At 57.7% G+C, this 17,287-nt stretch carries 17 protein-coding genes; 15 read left to right on the top strand and 2 right to left on the bottom strand.

The window, feature by feature from the left end; all coding sequences use genetic code 11:
• Nucleotides 1-3 precede the first annotated feature (3 nt).
• On the top strand, nucleotides 4-1,014 hold the full coding sequence (locus tag KO116_RS07630; protein WP_022522623.1) for a phosphonate dehydrogenase: 1,011 nt from the start codon (nucleotides 4-6) through the stop codon (nucleotides 1,012-1,014).
• The gene (locus KO116_RS07625; RefSeq protein WP_009287603.1) at nucleotides 1,008-1,868 is read left to right on the top strand and encodes a LysR family transcriptional regulator; all 861 of its coding nucleotides are present in this window, start codon (nucleotides 1,008-1,010) and stop codon (nucleotides 1,866-1,868) included. Before KO116_RS07630 ends, KO116_RS07625 begins: the two co-directional genes overlap by 7 nt.
• A 195-nt stretch (nucleotides 1,869-2,063) precedes the next feature.
• Here KO116_RS07625 and KO116_RS07620 read toward each other — a convergent pair whose 3' ends face one another.
• Complete coding sequence (locus KO116_RS07620; protein ID WP_022522621.1) at nucleotides 2,064-2,438, bottom strand: winged helix-turn-helix transcriptional regulator; 375 nt, start codon at nucleotides 2,436-2,438, stop codon at nucleotides 2,064-2,066.
• A gap of 92 nt (nucleotides 2,439-2,530) precedes the next feature.
• Between KO116_RS07620 and KO116_RS07615 the strand changes: the two genes are divergently transcribed.
• Together KO116_RS07615 and KO116_RS07610 are read left to right on the top strand one after the other, a co-directional pair.
• A complete protein-coding gene (locus tag KO116_RS07615) occupies nucleotides 2,531-2,857 on the top strand; it encodes a nuclear transport factor 2 family protein (RefSeq protein WP_022522620.1) in 327 nt (108 codons plus the stop codon).
• Nucleotides 2,857-3,630, top strand: a complete 774-nt coding sequence (locus tag KO116_RS07610) for an SDR family oxidoreductase (protein WP_035560306.1) — start codon at nucleotides 2,857-2,859, stop codon at nucleotides 3,628-3,630. The genes KO116_RS07615 and KO116_RS07610 overlap by 1 nt, the downstream gene beginning before the upstream one ends.
• Nucleotides 3,631-3,721: 91 nt before the next feature.
• Here the strand turns inward: KO116_RS07610 and KO116_RS07605 are convergent, their stop codons facing one another.
• Nucleotides 3,722-4,681 carry a LysR family transcriptional regulator gene (locus tag KO116_RS07605; RefSeq protein WP_035560303.1) on the bottom strand — a complete coding sequence of 320 codons (960 nt, stop codon included), beginning with the start codon at nucleotides 4,679-4,681 and terminating at the stop codon, nucleotides 3,722-3,724.
• Nucleotides 4,682-4,791: 110 nt separating this feature from the next.
• Here KO116_RS07605 and KO116_RS07600 point away from each other — a divergent pair, with 110 nt between their 5' ends.
• The 11 genes from KO116_RS07600 (at nucleotide 4,792) to KO116_RS07550 (ending at nucleotide 17,269) form a co-directional block, all read left to right on the top strand.
• Nucleotides 4,792-5,901 (top strand): ABC transporter ATP-binding protein, encoded by a 1,110-nt coding sequence (locus KO116_RS07600; protein ID WP_035560299.1) that lies wholly within the window; start codon nucleotides 4,792-4,794, stop codon nucleotides 5,899-5,901.
• Nucleotides 5,902-5,941: 40 nt separating this feature from the next.
• Nucleotides 5,942-6,640 carry an HAD-IA family hydrolase gene (locus KO116_RS07595; RefSeq protein ID WP_035560296.1) on the top strand — a complete coding sequence of 233 codons (699 nt, stop codon included), beginning with the start codon at nucleotides 5,942-5,944 and terminating at the stop codon, nucleotides 6,638-6,640.
• 1 nt (nucleotide 6,641) lies between these two features.
• A complete protein-coding gene (locus KO116_RS07590) occupies nucleotides 6,642-7,949 on the top strand; it encodes an NAD(P)/FAD-dependent oxidoreductase (RefSeq protein ID WP_035560293.1) in 1,308 nt (435 codons plus the stop codon).
• A gap of 36 nt (nucleotides 7,950-7,985) precedes the next feature.
• The gene (locus tag KO116_RS07585; RefSeq protein WP_235272524.1) at nucleotides 7,986-9,044 is read left to right on the top strand and encodes an ABC transporter substrate-binding protein; all 1,059 of its coding nucleotides are present in this window, start codon (nucleotides 7,986-7,988) and stop codon (nucleotides 9,042-9,044) included.
• 69 nt (nucleotides 9,045-9,113) lie between these two features.
• Nucleotides 9,114-10,013: an ABC transporter permease gene (locus KO116_RS07580; protein WP_045812096.1), complete on the top strand. Its 900-nt coding sequence runs from the start codon at nucleotides 9,114-9,116 to the stop codon at nucleotides 10,011-10,013.
• Nucleotides 10,010-10,798, top strand: a complete 789-nt coding sequence (locus KO116_RS07575; RefSeq protein WP_035560290.1) for an ABC transporter permease — start codon at nucleotides 10,010-10,012, stop codon at nucleotides 10,796-10,798. The genes KO116_RS07580 and KO116_RS07575 overlap by 4 nt, the downstream gene beginning before the upstream one ends.
• Nucleotides 10,795-11,643 carry a GNAT family N-acetyltransferase gene (locus tag KO116_RS07570; protein WP_052703742.1) on the top strand — a complete coding sequence of 283 codons (849 nt, stop codon included), beginning with the start codon at nucleotides 10,795-10,797 and terminating at the stop codon, nucleotides 11,641-11,643. Before KO116_RS07575 ends, KO116_RS07570 begins: the two co-directional genes overlap by 4 nt.
• Before the next feature lie 13 nt (nucleotides 11,644-11,656).
• The gene (locus tag KO116_RS07565; protein WP_035560288.1) at nucleotides 11,657-12,580 is read left to right on the top strand and encodes a 2-hydroxyacid dehydrogenase; all 924 of its coding nucleotides are present in this window, start codon (nucleotides 11,657-11,659) and stop codon (nucleotides 12,578-12,580) included.
• Between the two features lie 89 nt (nucleotides 12,581-12,669).
• Nucleotides 12,670-14,118 (top strand): NAD-dependent succinate-semialdehyde dehydrogenase, encoded by a 1,449-nt coding sequence (locus KO116_RS07560; RefSeq protein WP_035560285.1) that lies wholly within the window; start codon nucleotides 12,670-12,672, stop codon nucleotides 14,116-14,118.
• Between the two features lie 22 nt (nucleotides 14,119-14,140).
• Entirely contained in the window at nucleotides 14,141-15,568 is a 1,428-nt protein-coding gene (locus tag KO116_RS07555) for an aldehyde dehydrogenase family protein (RefSeq protein WP_035560282.1), read from the top strand.
• Nucleotides 15,569-15,580: 12 nt separating this feature from the next.
• Nucleotides 15,581-17,269 carry a GMC family oxidoreductase gene (locus KO116_RS07550; RefSeq protein WP_035560279.1) on the top strand — a complete coding sequence of 563 codons (1,689 nt, stop codon included), beginning with the start codon at nucleotides 15,581-15,583 and terminating at the stop codon, nucleotides 17,267-17,269.
• Nucleotides 17,270-17,287: the final 18 nt, after the last annotated feature.

The following is a 17,287-nucleotide window of genomic DNA, read 5'->3' as shown; positions in this document are numbered from 1 at the left end:
CAAATGAAACCAAGGGTTTTCATTACCCACCGGGTACACAACAGTGTGTTGGAAAGGCTGGAACAACACTGTGAAGTGATCACCAACCAGTCAGCCACTACCTTGACCGCCGCCGAGGTAAAGGCCCGCGCGGCAACCGCAGACGCCATGATGGTGTTTATGCCGGACCAGGTCAGCGAGGAATTTCTAGCGGGCTGTCCCAAGCTGAAAGTTATTGGTGCCGCCCTGAAGGGATACGATAATTTTGATGTGGAGGCCTGTACGCGTCATGGCGTTTGGCTGACCTTCGTGCCGGATCTGCTGACGGTGCCAACGGCTGAGCTAACCATCGGGCTAACCATTAGCCTAATCCGCCATGTCCGAGCGGCCGATGAGTACGTTCGTTCCGGCCAGTTCAAGGGATGGCAGCCCACGTTTTATGGGCTGGGGGTTGCCGGCGCGACCGTGGGTATCGTCGGCATGGGTCCCATCGGCCAGGCAGTGGCAACACGGCTCCAGGGGTGGGGCGCGAGCTTGCTGTATTCTCAGCCAGACGCCTTGCCCGCTGCTGAGGAGGCCGCGCTAGGCGTGGCGCGCAAGTCGCTTGAAGAGCTGCTCGGGCAAGCCGACATTGTCATTTTGGCCCTGCCGCTCAATAAACAAACCCTGCATACCATGAACACTGCGCGCTTGGCCCTGATGCAACCAGGCGCTTTTTTGATCAACCCATGCCGGGGTTCTGTAGTGCAGGAAGCTGCCGTTTTGGAAGCATTGGAGTCAGGGCAGTTAGGCGGCTACGCAGCGGATGTTTTTGAAATGGAAGATTGGGCTCGAGAGGATCGCCCGCAAGAGATTTGCCCCACCTTGCGAGCACATCCCAACACGCTATTTACGGCACACATTGGCTCTGCCGTCCAGGATGTGCGGCTGATGATTGAACAGCGTGCTGCCGACAACATTCTTCAAGCGTTACAAGGAGAATGCCCTCAGGATGCGGCTAATTCGCCCACTATCACTGAGACAACTCCATGCTGAACTTGGTCTGGCTGAAAAGTTTTACCACACTGGTTCAGCACCGACGTTTTCAGGCCGCCGCCCAAGCTCTCGGTATCGCACAACCCACGCTTTCACAGCACATTCAAAAGCTCGAAGAACAGCTAGGTGCCCTGTTGATACGCCGCAGTAAAACGGGTTGCGAGCCCACCAAAGCAGCCCTGGCGCTTATGCCGCTTGCGCTTAGTATGTTGCAACTGGACGAGCGTGCTCGAGAAGTCGTTAGCGGTACGCGTTTACGCGTAGGGGCAAGTTCCAACATCGGTATTTACATGCTCCAGCCCTACGTGAGCACGTTCAAGAACATTCCGGCGGTACCTGAGCTGGATCTTGTGATTGATAACAATCCTAACATTGCTAGACAACTGACTAGCGGCGAGCTGGATATAGCGGTGATGGAGTGGTGGCACCCGAAATCTGGCTTCCAGGCAATGGATTGGCGACAGGAGCCCGTGGTGTTAATTACTTCACCCGATCACCCCTGTGCGGAATGGCATGAAATAGACCGGAAAACCCTCGCAGGAATGAGCCTGCTGGGCGGTGAACCCGGAACAGGTACGGGCCGGTTGCTGGCGAGTTTCTTCGGCGAAAGAGGGCCGTTCCCGAAGGTTTCAATGCAACTGGGCAGTACCGAAGCGGTTAAACAGGCTGTCAAAGCAGGCCTGGGCGTATCACTGGTGCTGGCGGCTTGCGTCGAAGCGGAGATCCGAGCGGGCACTTTGTGTGCTATCCCGGTCAGTGATGCCGGGCTGGCCAAGAACCTGAGCGTCATCTGCCCGGAGACGCTTGCACGGCAACCGCCAGTTTCCACTTTCGTCAGCCATATATGTCAGTGAAAAACGAGTGACATCTTTAGAGCCAGGGAAGGCGTATGGGCAGCTAAGAATAGGTGCTATTGAGACCCGCCCCCGCAAGCTTCACTGGAGCGTTACTCGGCATCGTGCAGCCGCACGCCTTCACTTTCGCTCTACAGAGCAATGGCGGCGTCATCGTCGTTGATGGTCATGATGCGGTAGTGCATCAGGCGGTTCTCATTGGGTGGCGGCATCGTTTTGTTCGTTCTGCTCGTCAGGGTTGTTGAAGTGATCCCTCTGCTCTGCCCATTTCAATAAGGCATCCAGCGCCGGGCAGAGCGTTTGCCCCCATTCGGTCAGGCGGTACTCCACTTTCGGCGGCACCTGGGGATAGACTTTGCGCGCCACGATGCCATCCGCTTCCAGCTGGCGCAGCTGTTGGGCGAGCATTTTCTGGGAGATATCGGGGATGAGTTTTCCTAAATCGGAGTAGCGCTGCACTTTTCCATCGAAGAGATGAAAGAGAATAATGAGCTTCCAGCGCCCTTCCAGCATTTTTAATACATTTTCCACATCGCTTGCGGCGGTAGCGGGCGTATAAAGCTTTCTCATGGGTGAGCCACTTACCTTTTTGTGCGTTCTTGATAACGCGTCAGTCTAGGCAGAAGATTCTCGCATATTACCCCCTGCGAGAGATGACCATCATGAGTTTGTCACTGCCAGACGCGATCACTACTTACTTCAGCATCAGCAACGGTGCGGATGCCACCCACATTGCGGATTGCTTCACTCAAGATGCCTGTGTGTTCGACGAAGGCGAGACGCACCGCGGGCGACCCGCTATTCAAGCCTGGATGCGCGCCACCCGCGACAAGATTGAGTATCGCGTCGAGCCGGTCAGTGTTTCCCAACAAGGCAACACGATGGTGGTTACCGCCACCGTGACCGGCAACTTCCCCGGCAGCCCGGTTCAACTTGACCACGCTTTCCAGCTTGCCGAGTCGCAAATCCAGTCATTGGAGATCCACTAATGAACCTGAACTTGAACGGGCGACGCGTATTGATCACCGGGGGCAGCCAAGGGGTTGGCGCGGCCGCGGTGGCACTCTTTCGCGAGGAAGGCGCGCAAGTGCTAACAACCGCCCGTACTCGCCCCGCCGACCTGCCCGATGAGCTGTTTGTAACCGCTGACCTGACGACGGCCGAAGGCTGTGCCACGGTAGCCGATGCGGTCAACGAACGCTTGGGTGGCGTCGATATTATCGTTCACGTACTGGGTGGTTCATCCGCCCCCGGCGGCGGGTTCGCTGCCCTTGGGGAGGAGGAGTGGCAGCAAGAGCTCGACATCAACCTGTTTCCCGCCGTGCGGCTGGATCGCGCCCTGCTGCCCGGCATGCTGGCCCAAGGCGATGGGGTGATTATCCACGTGACCTCCATTCAGCGTGAACTCCCCCTGCCCGAATCAACCACGGCTTATGCGGCTGCCAAGGCGGCGCTATCCACTTATAGTAAGAGCTTGTCAAAAGAGGTGTCACCCAAAGGGGTGCGCGTGGTACGGGTGTCGCCGGGCTGGATCGAGACGGAAGCCGCCGTTGCGCTAGCCGAGCGGATTGCCCAAGAGGCAGGCACCGATTACGCAGGCGGCAAGCAGATCATCATGAATTCGCTGGGTGGCATCCCGATTGGCCGCCCTTCGAAGCCTGCAGAAGTGGCCAACTTGATTGGGTTTCTGGCATCACCGCTGGCGGCCACTATTACGGGAACGGAGTATGTAATCGATGGGGGTACCGTGCCTGTTGTTTGAGGGGGAGAGTGAAATGGCATACATTTGAGGGAGCCTCAGTTCTCCCTTGCAAGACTGGCACCCCCCTTTCTGCTGCCTTGTTAATCAAGTGTCAAACACCCTTGGCCATGAATGACTCAAGCTTCAACTCTGGATACTTTTTCGACACATTCGCAACATCATTGCGGGTTTCTGCGATGATCCACTCTCTCACCTGCTTGGCTGCCTCGCTTAGCGGCTTTTTGCGTGAGTGAACCAGGTGGCATAGCCGCTCGGTGGCAATCGCGGTTGGCGTGGCGGGCACCAGCGAGCCTGTCTCCAGCCAGTGGGATGCGATGTTCAGCCAGCCGATGGCGATGCCCTGGCCCAGCAGGGCCGCCTGGATCACGACGGCATAGTCCGAAAATACCAGCGAGTGAGTGGTGCCGTACGATTCCAGGTGAAAATTGGGCAAAAGCTCAAACCAGTCTATGCGGCTGTCACTGAGGCTGATCAGGGTGGTGGAGACCTCGTTGGTGGGCGATTCGAGTTGCTGCTTGCGATAGGCCGGGCTGCAGACCGGCAGCAGTATCTCCGGCAGTATCAATGAGGCGTCATGCAGGATGTCCTCACCCGTGACGAAGCGAATCCCCAGGTCAACGTCCTCGACCGAGCCGCTGACCGCCCCCGAGATCAGTTGAAAACGCAGATCGATATGGGGTAACTGCGCCTGCAGCCTGTGCATGCGCGGCATGAGCCAGTGGGTCGTGAAAGCAGTGGATACCGATAGCGTGACGGTTTCCAGCCCGGTGCTACGTGCCCGTATTTCCTGAATCGCCGCTTCAATATTGTGAAAGCCATCGATTACCCCTTGGTAAAGTATCTCACCACTCTCCGTCAGCACGGTTTTGCCGGGCGTCCGCAAGAACAGCTTAACCTCCAGGTACTCCTCCAGAAGCGCAAGCATGCGGCTGACCGCTGGCTGGGTAACCCCCAGTTCAGCGGCGGCCTTGGTGAAGTTACCGCAGCGTGCCGCTGACTCGAATACGAAGAGGGCGTTGGCACTGGGTAGTTGTCGGCGCAATGTAGGCATAACTTCAGGTTATGCCACCACCAAGAATTTCGCAATTGTCCGCGAACACCTTATCTGCTGTACTCAATGACAACCGATAGGCATCACAACAATGAAAGGTGATAACTCCTATGGATGAGCGAGATAGTGTGGGTGTTTCCATACGTTCAATCTGCAAGCGATATGGCAACACGGAAGCCCTGAAGGACATAACTTTAAATATTGAGCCGGGTGAATTTGTATCGTTGCTGGGCCCTTCGGGCTCCGGGAAAACGACTTTGCTTGGCGCCTTGGGTGGTTTCGTCATGCCTTCTTCAGGGTCGGTATGGGTTGGTGATCAAGACATGACCTACATGCCGCCTCACAAGCGCAATATCGGCATCGTCTTTCAGAGTTACGCGCTCTTTCCTCATATGAGCGTTGGCGAAAATGTGGCCTTTCCGCTGCGTGCTCGCCGCCTACCTAAATCAACATGGCCAGAGCGGGTGAAACAAGCCCTGGCCATGGTCGAGTTGGATGGCTATCAGGACCGTGGGGTGTCTCAACTGTCGGGTGGCCAACGACAACGGGTCGCTCTGGCCAGGGCAATCGTGTTCGAGCCTCGACTGATCCTGATGGACGAACCGCTTTCGGCGCTAGATAAGCAGCTGCGCGAGACGATGCAGATTGAATTGCGCCGCTTGCATCGCAAGCTTGGGGCCACTGTGGTGTATGTGACCCACGATCAGCGTGAGGCGCTGACCATGAGCGACAGGGTCGCGATCCTCAAGGATGGTGAGCTGGTACAGATCGGCGCACCCGAAACGCTGAACAACAACCCCAAAGACTCCTTCGTGGCCAGCTTCATCGGTGATTCCACCCTACTCCCAGTGACCCGCATCGATGAACACTCTGTTCGGCTAGGTGCTCATACGCTGCGTTCGGCCAAGCCTATTGCTCCCCATGACGATCTACTGCTGGCGATTCAAACCGAAAAACTGCTGATCGATGACGGCCGACATGAGCCGGGCATCAATCGGCTGTCATGCCGGGTCATGGAAGCCGTGTATCAGGGCGATAGCCTGAGACTGTTCCTCGAACTGGAAGACGGTACGTCTATCAGCATGCGTCAGCCCAGTCATCATACGGCACTGCAAAAGATTCCACCGCTCGGCGAGCTCCTGAGCGTGGTACTGCATCCAGAGGACACCATTATCGTGCCTCGTGCGGGATGCGCCACTCCGGCGGCACACGTCGCCTGACATAACCTCAAAGCACCTTAGAAAGGAGTCATTCACGATCATGGAACTTTCCAATTTTAAAGTTCTTACCTTCGATGTCGTGGGCACGCTGATCGATTTCGAAACCGGGGTACTGGACGCTATCCGTCGAATTGGTGGAAATGCTGCTCAAGACCTGAGCGACAACACCATCTTCGAGGCCTACAAACGTGGGCGGGATCGCTATCCTGGCCGTTCGAGCAGTGCCATGGCGGATGTCTATCGCTCACTAGCGGAGGAGTTGAAGCTTCCTGCGGACTCGGTTTCAGCCGACGCCTTCCAACTGGCCGTCTTTCGTTGGCCCGCCTTCGCGGACTCGGTGGCGGCACTAAAGCGCCTACGCAAGCACTACCGTCTGGTTGCGATGACCAATGCCGACCGCACCGCGTTCTCCTGCTATTCGCATATCCTCGACAACCCGTTCGACGATAGCGTGACCTGCGACGAGACCGGCGTGGCCAAGCCCAACCCTCAGTTCTTCGCTTACAACCGTGGTCGTCAGGCAGCTCATGGCTATAAGTTCTCGGAAATATTGCATGTCGCCCAGAGCCAATACCATGACATCGGCATTGCCAAGGAGCTGGGGTACACCACTTGCTGGATAGAGCGTCGTCAGGGCCAGCAGGGGTTCGGCGGCACACCGGAACCCGAACAGGTGACAACGCCGGACTTTCATTTCCCCACGCTCAAGGCGTTGGCCGACGCTGTGGAGAAGGTGTGACATGAGTGGGCCTCAGCCGACCCCCCAGATTGCTTCGCTTTGGCGTGACACGGCTCTTTCAACGCCTGGCATTGGGAGCCTTTCCCGTGACCAGGCGGTCGATGTTGCCATCATCGGGGGCGGGTATACGGGGTTAACAGCGGCCCACCGGCTGGCAGAAAGGGGGGTCCAGGCCATCGTGGTGGATGCCAACCCTATCGGCTGGGGAGCAAGCGGTCGCAATGGCGGCGTGGTATCCGCCAAGTTCCGGCTATCGTTCCCTAGTATCGCCCAGGCCCATGGTATGCCGGTCGCCACTGCTATGCACCGGCTCTGCCATGAGGCGGTGGATGAGGTGGAATCTCTGATTCACGGGTATGAACTGGAGAGTGCACGCTTTACACGCTGCGGCAACCTGCGCTGCGCCCATACGGCCAGGGCGCTGGAAGCGATTACCCAGGAAGCCGAATGGATGCGGCGGGAATTGGGCGACGAGTCACTGCGCTGCCTTTCCGCTGGCGAGGTGGCAGAAGAGACTGGCTCCCACGCGTTTACGGGGGGCGTGGTGGGGCTTGGCGTCGGCACCTTGCACCCCCTTGACTATGTGCGGGGCTTGGCAGAGGGGCTTAATCGACGCCATGGCGAGATCGTTTTCGAGCGAACCCCCGCCACCCATATTCGCCGCCTGGAGGATGGTGTATGTATCACGACGCCGGGCGGTGAAATCAAAGCGCGTCAGGTAATCCTGGCGACCAATGCCTATTCGGATATCACGCCGGTCAGTGCTGCCATCAAATCGCGTCTGGTGCCGTTCAGAAGCTCGATTATTGCGACTGAGCCGCTTCCAGAGGCGCTGCATAGCCGCCTGATGATCAAGGAGAGAAGCTACGGTGAAACCCGCAGGATGATGCGCTGGTTTCGCAAGGTCGATGGCCGGGTCGTATTTGGCGGCCGGGGGGCATTCGGTAAACATGACTCCCAGGCGGCATTCGACTCTCTGCGCAAAGCCATGGTGTCGCTCTTTCCAGCGCTTGCCGATATCGGCATCGCTTACCGTTGGTCGGGGCATGTGGGCATGACGCTGGATGCCCTGCCCCATGTCGGCAGATTTGACGACAGAGTTTGCTACGCCGCCGGTTACAACGGCGCTGGAGTGGCTATGTCGACTTTACTCGGGCGTTTTGCGGCGGACTATGCCATGGGCGAAAACCCTGACGTGGCGCTGCTGGCGGCGGAGAGGCTCCAGGCCGTCCCGTTTTACCCTTTACGTGAAGTCGGTATTCGACTGGTAGCAGGTTACTACCAGTTCCTTGATGCAATCGGGCGCTGATGGGGCGTCGGAAGCATTTACTCAGTTGGAGATCGCATGATGAAAGATACTAACTGCTTGAAATATTTGTTTGGTTCGTCGGTAATGGTCATCGGCGCGCTTGGCGCCGGGCAAACGCTGGCAGATGGCGAAATTACTTTCGTTTCCCAGGGTGGCGCGTACCAGGATGCGCAGACGGTTGCCATCCTCGACCCGGTGGCCGAGGCATTGGGCATCACCATTCGCCAGGAAAGCGCTCCCGACGCCTGGCCGATGATCAGAACCCAGGGCACCACCGGCCAGGCGGTATGGGATGTGGTCGATACACCGCCCTTTAACTGCATTAAAGGGGGAGAACAAGACCTAATAGAGCCGTTGGATTTTAGCCGCATCCCCAACGCTGAGGGCATGCCCGAGGAGTACAAGACGCCCTACTCCGTTGCCTACGAGTTCTACTCCAGCGTACTGGCCTACAACCCCGAGGCCTTTGACGGCAACCCACCTCAAAGTTGGGCGGATTTCTGGAATGTCGAAGACTTCCCTGGCAATCGGTCTCTGCGTAATTATCCAGTCGGTACGCTTGAGGCGGCACTGCTTGCCGACGGTGTTGCCCCCGATGACATTTATCCAATAGATGTCGATAGAGCCTACGAAAAGCTTGAGGAAATCAAGCCCTACATCACCACCTGGTGGACATCGGGCGGGCAGTCGGCGCAGCTGCTTAATGATGAAGAAGTTGACATGTTAATGATGTGGAATGGCCGAGTTAGCTCAATAATGAATGAAGGGGCAAATGCTGACTTCACCTACAACCAAGGCTTCCTCCAGAGTACTCATCTCTGCATCATAAAAGATGCTCCTAACTTAGATACGGCAGTCGAGTTTGTTAACGCGGCTATCGCCCCGGAGTATCAGGCCAACCTGCCACTGCATATCGACTATGGCCCCGGCAACCCGGCCGCTTTCGATAGGGGCACGATCTCGGAAGAGCGAGCAGGCGAGTTGCCTAGCTCTCCTGAAAATGCCGCGAAGCAAGTGTTAATTTCATATGAATGGTGGACATCAGACGACGGTGTCGAGGCTGAGCGTCGCTGGCTGGAGTTCATGCAGCGATAAGTACGTCGTTGCCGTGGCCCGCTTATGGGGCACGGCAACGCTTGTCGATTTCCCGATAGGAGACATCCTTTGAAAGCGACCGCCATCAACAGTAATTTCCCTCTCGTTAGCCACCGGGATGCATCACTTGGCTATCGGCGGCGCGAGCATGCGCTCATGCTGCTCTTGATGTCGCCCGCCGTGCTAGTGGTTTTCGTACTGCTCCTCATTCCACTTGGCTGGTTAATCGGTCAATCATTCTATGCCGATGGCTTCACGCTTGAGCACTATCAGCGAATCTTCACGGAAGGGATCTACTGGAATACGTTCTGGGTCACGTTTCGCATCAGCTTTATCGTGACGCTGCTGGCGCTGCTGATGGGCTACCCCATTGCCTATGCTGCGTCGATATTACCGCGGCGCTGGTCGGTACTGGTGCTGGCGCTGGTGATTCTGCCTTTCTGGACCAGCGTTCTGGTGAGGGCCTATGCCTGGCTGATTCTGCTGCAACGCTCGGGCGTGGTGAACGAATCTCTGATGGGCGTCGGCCTTATCGATGCACCGCTGGCGCTGGTGCATAACGAGCTCGGCACCATCATTGCCACGGTACATATCCTATTGCCGTTCATGGTGTTGCCGCTCTACGCCACCATGCAGAAAATCCCCCACGACCTGATACAGGCTGGCGCGAGTCTTGGCGGCACTCCCCTGCACGTGTTCATGCGGGTGTTCTTCCCACTCTCTCTCAGTGGGGTGTTAGCGGGCATGACACTCGTGTTCGTGCTGTGCCTCGGTTTCTATATCACCCCCGAGCTGGTGGGTGGAGGACGCACGGTCATGGCCTCGATGCTGGTCAGCCGCAACATCCAGCTCTATAGCGACTGGGGGGCCGCCAGTGCAGTCAGTGTCGTGCTGCTCCTCTGTGTGCTGGCCATTTTCTATGTGGTGAGCCGTCTCGTCCCTCTCGAGAAGATACTGGGTGCAAAATGAACAAACTATCCTTGAGCCGAATCACCTTTATGGGCTATGTGGCACTGGTGCTAGCTTTCCTGATCCTGCCACTGCTGATTGTCGTGCCAATGTCGTTCTCGGACAGTCGATTTCTCTCCTTTCCGCCCAGCAATTATTCGTTTCGCTGGTATGACTCCTTATTCAACAATCCGGGGTGGATGTCTGCCGCGAAGACGAGTCTGATTGTGGCCTTCTCTACGGCCTTGATCGCTACACCGATTGGCGTAGCAGCGGCCTATGCCATCAATAACTCGTCCCACTGGCTTATGCGCTATTTAAAGATCGTGCTTCTGCTGCCACTGATCGTGCCGATCATCATCGTCGCCACTGGTGTGTTCTTCATCTACGCCTTGTCGGGGGTGCTTTATACCATTCCTGGTTTGATCATGGCGGATGTGATGTTGGCGCTGCCCTATGTGATCACCGCCGTCACGGCGGGGCTGCACGGTTTCGACCAGACCCAGGAGATGGTGGCCAGAAGCCTTGGCATGAATCGCTTCCGCGCGTTCATGAGCGTCACACTGCCCCAGATCATGCCCAGCGTGGTGACCGGTGCGATCTTTGCGTTCATTCAGGCGCTGGACGAAACCATGGTGGCGCTCTTCATCTCTGGGGGGCAGAACCAGCCGCTGACCGTGCGCATGTTCACTGCGCTGCGCGACGAGATCGATCCGACCATCGCTGCCATCAGCACCTTGCTGACAGCCGCTTCCTTCGCGCTGGTGTTGCTGCTAGTGCTGGCACGCAGGCAGTCACCGACGTGAATATTGACTTTCTTCCCCTGAAGGAGCGCCACCTCGACCAAGCCGCCAAGCTCTCCGACGCCGCGGGGTGGCCCCATCGGCATTGCGATTGGCAGCGGCTGCTGGCTCTGGGCAGTGGGGTAGCTGGTGTGCACAACGGCTCACTGGTTGCCACCGGGATGCACTGGTCGTTCGATGCGAGGCTGGCAACATTGGGGCTGGTCATCGTATCACCGAACTACACACGCCAGGGGTTGGGTCGAAAGGTAATGGAGACATTACTGGAGGCCATCACCGCCACGCGTATCGAGCTGTATGCGACCCAAGCCGGAGCCGACCTGTACCGCTCACTGGGTTTCACTGAGACCGCCTGGGTGCATCAGTGCCAAGGTAGGCTTACCGACTCGGCGGCGGGACAAGCGCTCTTCCCACTGGCCCATCCCGGGGTGAGGGGCTTCCGTGCGACCGACTACGAGGCATTGATCACCCTGGATGAACAGGCCAACGACAGCCCACGCAGGGCGCTGCTTTCCAGCCTATTGGAACAGGGAGAGGCGTTGGTGCTGGAACAGGCGGATGGTCAGTTGAGTGGTGCCGCGATTTGTCGCGATTTTGGCCATGGGTATGTCATCGGCCCGGTCATCGCGCATGAGCATGACGCCGCCAAGTGCCTGATCGAGGCTTGGCTGACCCGTCTGCCAGGCAGCTTCGTGAGGCTCGACACCCTGGATGCCGACCTGGCCGCCTGGCTTGACGGGATCGGCATTAGCGAGGTCGATCGCATTCCTCAGATGGTCGCGGGAAGCGATCTTCCAAGGAGCGGCCCTACCAAACGTTATGCCCTGGCCAGCCAAGCCTTGGGATGATGGGAGAACCAGCATGAGTTTCGTTTATAACGCGGACCCCGAACGGGGTCAGGAGTGGGAGCGCCTGTTCGCTCTGCACGCGCCGGACATGGCGTTTCACCACTGGCCAGACTATGGAGATCCCCTTGATGTTCGCTATCTGGGTACCTGGGCCCCCATCGAGGATCTGGAACGCTTCAGCAATCTGGAGGTGATCTTCTCGCTCGGCGCGGGTGTCGACCAGTTCGACCTGGATGCCCTGCCCCACCATGTGCCGCTCGTGCGCATGCAGGAGCCCGGCATCGTTGCCACCATGCAGGCGTACGTGGCGATGGCGGTGCTTGGGCTGCATCGGGATTTATTGAGCTACATCGCCCAGCAACGTGAGCGCGTGTGGAAAACATGGCGGGTGCGCCCGGCCGCGCAATGCTGTGTGGGGATATTGGGCCTTGGCCAGTTGGGTGCAGCGGTGGCGCAGCATCTAGTGGGGTTGGGTTTCAGCTGTCGTGGCTGGAGCCGCACTGCTCGCGAACTCCCTGGCGTGAAGTGTTATGCGGGGGAGGCAGCGCTGGGGGACTTCCTCGCTGGCAGCGATATCCTTGTCTGCCTGTTGCCGCTGACCGACCACACCCGAGGCATTCTCGATGCCAGGCTTTTTGCTCAATTGCCGCGCGGTGCGTCACTGATCAATGTGGGGCGCGGTGCTCACCTAGTGGATCGCGACCTGCTCTCCGCCCTGGACAGCGGTCAGCTCTCTGCCGCCGTGCTGGATGTATTCGCGCCGGAACCACCACCCGCAGATCACCCCCTGTGGCACCACCCCCGCGTTCTTTTGACGCCCCATGTGGCCAGCATGACCCAACCAGAAAGTGCCGTGATGATGCTGCTGGACAATATTGCCCGGCATCAGGCAGGCCACGAAATGATGGGCGTCGTCGACCGCAAGCGCGGCTATTGAATGCTTGCTGATCCACCAGCCTGACTTCTCCAGCAGTTCGTCTATTGCATAAGCCCAGCTATTTCATAACAGCAAAGACAGGAATCGACATGAACCAAGCAACATCCCTTCTACGCCAGCAGTGTTATATCAATGGGGCCTGGGTCTCGGCTAGCGACGGCCGTACCGTGGCGGTGCATAACCCGTCCAATGGTGAACTCATCGGCCATGTACCTAGCCTCTCCGCAGAGGAAGTTCGCACAGCCATTCAGGCTGCCGAGGAAGCGGGCGCTGGCTGGGCGGCGCTGACCGCCAAGGCCCGCGCCGTCATTCTGCGCCGCTGGTTTGACCTGTGCATGGAACAGCAAGAGCCCCTGGCACAGTTGCTGACCCTCGAACAGGGCAAGCCACTGGCCGAAGCACGGGGCGAGATCGCTTATGGCTCGGCCTTCATTGAGTGGTTCGCCGAAGAGGCCAAGAGAGTCTACGGCGACATCATTCCCAGCACAGGCGAAGGTCGACGAATACTGGTGCTCAAGCAGCCGATTGGTGTGGTCGCCGCCATCACGCCCTGGAACTTCCCTAACGCCATGATCACCCGCAAGGCAGGTGCCGCGTTGGCAGCGGGTTGCAGCATCGTGATCAAGCCAGCCAGCGCGACGCCCTTTTCCGCCCTGGCACTGGCTGAGCTGGCCGAGCAGGCGGGCGTCCCCAAGGGGGTACTGAATATCGTCACCGGGCAGGCATCGGTAGTCGGTAACGAACTGACCGACAACCCAGCGGTACGTAAGCTGACCTTCACCGGTTCCACCGAAGTCGGCAAACAATTGATGCAGCGCTGCTCGAACACTGTCAAGAAGGTCTCCATGGAGCTGGGGGGAAATGCGCCCTTCATTATCTTTGACGACGCCAATCTGGACGCGGCGGTAGACGGTGTCATGGCATCAAAATTCCGCAATACCGGCCAGACGTGCGTTTGTGCCAACCGGATATTGGTGCAGGACGGTGTCTACGATGCGTTTGCCGACAAACTCAAGGCTGCGGTGGAAGCACTTTCGGTGGGTGACGGTTTTGAGGAGGGGGTAACGCTCGGGCCGCTAATCGACGAGCGTGCCGTCGCCAAGGTGCAGGAGCATATCGACGATGCCCTGAAGGGAGGCGCCCGCTTGTTGACAGGTGGCGTTGCTCACGCCCGCGGCGGCAACTTCCTATACCCGACAATTCTCACTGACGTGTCCCGGGATGCCCTGCTGATGCGTGAGGAGACCTTTGGCCCAGTAGCCCCCTTGATCCGTTTCGATAGCGAGAAAGATGCCATCGCCCTTGCCAACGATACCCCCTTCGGCCTGGCCAGTTACTTCTACACGGAGAATCTCTCCCGCTCCTGGCGGGTGGCAGAAGCCCTGGACTTCGGCATCGTCGGCCTCAATGAGGGCATCATCTCCAGCGAGGTAGCCCCCTTCGGCGGCGTCAAGGAGTCGGGCATCGGCCGCGAAGGCTCCAAGTACGGTATTGATGACTATGTGGAAATCAAATACCTGTGCGTCGGTATCAACTAAATTCCCAAAACGAGAGGGAACTATGCGTAATGCCCTGAACTTCTATATCGATGGCCAATGGGTTCCCCCCCATGGGGATGCCCGGTTAGCGGTGGTTGACCCCGCTACGGAGAAACATCTGACTGACATATCGATGGGGACGGCAGAAGATGTTGATCGAGCCGTAGCAGCAGCCTACAAGGCATTTCCTGCCTACTCTGCGACCTCTCGCGAGGAGCGCTCGGCGTTGCTTCTTCGCATACTCGAAGTCTATAAGCGAAGAAGTGAAGAACTGGCAAAACTGATTTCCCGTGAAGTGGGGTCACCGCTCAAGCTGTCGCGTGAGTGGCAGGTAGGATTGGGGCAGCGCCATCTGGAGGAGATGATTCGTGTGCTGGCCTCCTACTCTTTTCATGAGCGGCGTGGCAAAAGCCTTGTGATTCGCGAGCCTATCGGTGTTGCTGCCCTGATCAGCCCTTGGAACTGGCCGCTGAATCAGATCATGTGCAAGGTTGCCCCCGCGCTGGCAGCTGGTTGCACCATCGTCCTTAAACCAAGCGAAGTTGCCCCTCTGAATGCCATCGTCTTGACCGAAATACTTGCCGAGGCGGGTGTTCCGGATGGCGTTTTCAATCTGATAAATGGTGATGGGCCTGAGGTGGGACGGGCATTGTGTCGCCACGCTGACGTGTCAATGGTGTCGATCACGGGATCGACTCGTGCCGGTATCGATGTCGCTCAAACGGCCGCCCCCACGGTGAAGCGGGTACACCAGGAACTCGGCGGGAAGTCGGCCAATATCATTCTTTCCGATGCCGACCTGACATCGGCAGTGACCCGTGGTGTCGATGCTTGCTTCGACAATAGCGGTCAATCCTGCAATGCCCCGACACGCATGCTGGTGCCACAGTCACGCTACGAAGAAGCGCTTGAAATAGCCAGACGAGCGGCCGAAGCGCATCGAGTAGGGGCTCCCGAGGCGCCGGATACGACGCTTGGCCCTTTGATCAACAAACTCCAGTATCAGCGTGTACAGGAGATGATCAACGTCGGCCTGGAGGAAGGTGCACAATTGGTCACGGGCGGCCTAGGTCGACCGGAGGGCTTGCTTGGCGGCTACTACGTCAAACCCACCATCTTCGGGGAAGTGACACCAGAGATGCGAATTGCCCGCGAAGAGATCTTCGGCCCGGTACTGGTCGTGCTGCCTTATCAAGATGAGGCACATGCCATCACATTAGCCAATGATAGCGAATTCGGCTTAGCTGCCTACATTCAGTCTGGAAATATCGAGCGTGCCCGACAAGTTGCCTTACAACTGCAGGTCGGAAATGTCTACATCAATGATCCTGACTGGGATGCGAGCGCCCCCTTTGGTGGATACAAGCGTTCAGGCAATGGCCGCGAATATGCCGAATGGGGACTCGATGCTTACCTGGAAATCAAAGGGATTTCGGGCTACGAACCATAGGGATGGGCAATCATGACGCGTTACCTCATTCTTGGTGGAGGATCAGCGGGCTGCGTACTCGCGGCACGCTTATCTGAAGTGCCGGAAAACGATGTCTGCTTGGTGGAGGCAGGAAACAACCTACATCCGGCGAGGATGCCTGCTGCTATTCGCAGTGCCTATCCGGGACGCGCCTATCTCGATATCCAGAATATCTGGCGTCATCTTCAGGCAGTAATGCATGCGTCAAGCCAGGGACATCGGCGCTACGAGCAAGCCCGCCTTCTAGGGGGTGGTTCAGCGATCAATGCCATGATGGCCAATCGTGGAGCGCCGCAAGACTATGATGAATGGCATGAGATGGGGGCCGACGGGTGGGACTGGCGAAGTTGTTTACCCTATTTTCGCAAGTTGGAGAATGATCAAGACCATGTAGGTAAGCTGCATGGGCAGGATGGGCCGCTGCGCATTGCCAGGCCCGCTTTGGAAACGCTTTCACCATTCGTCAGATCCATGATCAACACGTTGGAGCATCAGGGATATCCGCTGAAGCTCGATCAGAATGGGGCTTGGAAGGATGGAGCCTATATTGGCGCGGTCGCGATGAGTGAAGGGGGAGAGCGTATTCCCACATCGGTTTGCTATCTCAGCGAAGCCGTACGTGCCCGCCCCAATCTGCACATACGTACACGGCTGACGGTCGATAAGGTACTGTTCGAGGGCAAGCGCGCGGTCGGTGCTCGACTGGTTGGCAATGGTAGTCATGCTGAACATGTTCATGCGGACAGGGTCGTTGTCAGTGCCGGGGCGATCCACTCTCCAGCACTTCTCTTGCGTAGTGGAATCGGGCCATCAGAGGCGCTCGCCTCACATGGCATCCCTGTCGTCCACCACTTGCCAGGCGTTGGGGGAAACTTGATGGAACACCCTTCCATCGCCGTATCGACCTTTCTCCCCAAACAGGCTCGAACCCTGTTTCCAGAAGGCCACCATGAGCAGGCGGTCGTACGCTTCTCTTCCAATCTACATGGGTGTACGTCGGGAGATATGCATGGTGCCATTCTGTCTCGTTCGGCATGGCACAGCATTGGCTATCGCCTAGGAACCTTGTTCTTCTGGGTCAACAAATCCTACTCGCGAGGGAGAGTGACACTAAACTCTTCTGACCCGGCCTTGGCTCCCAACGTTGAATTTAACATGCTTTCAGACCCGAGGGATCTGGCGCGACTCAAGCAGGCACTTACCTTTGGAGCGTGCTTGATGAAAGACGCCAACATGAAGGCATGTAGTGATGTTATTTTCGCTGCCAGCTACTCACCTCGAGTAGCAAGTGTTGCCCGGCCTGGCATCTGGAACGCCCTGCAACGTGGAACACTGTGTGGTCTGCTGGAAATGTCCGGACCTCTGCGTAAACGATTAGTACACTCACTGGTTACCCAGGGCGTTACGCTTGAGGCGTTACTCAATGATGATGCTGCCATGACCCATTTTGTCACGAGCAATGTAGGAGGCACCTGGCACCCTTCAGGTACTTGCCGCATGGGCAAGGCCAGCGATCCTGACGCGGTGACCGGCGCTGATGGTGCGGTACACGGTGTCGAGGGGCTCTTTGTATGCGACGCTTCACTGATGCCGTCGATCCCCCGTGCCAATACCAATGTGCCTACGATAATGATTGCCGAGCGTATCGCCGACGCGCTGAAGAACAAAAAAACAACCTGATGACATCATGGCTCACCA

The organism is Halomonas sp. KO116 (assembly GCF_000734975.2).
GTDB lineage: Bacteria > Pseudomonadota > Gammaproteobacteria > Pseudomonadales > Halomonadaceae > Vreelandella > Vreelandella glaciei.
This window is presented reverse-complemented; position numbering and strand designations above follow the sequence as displayed.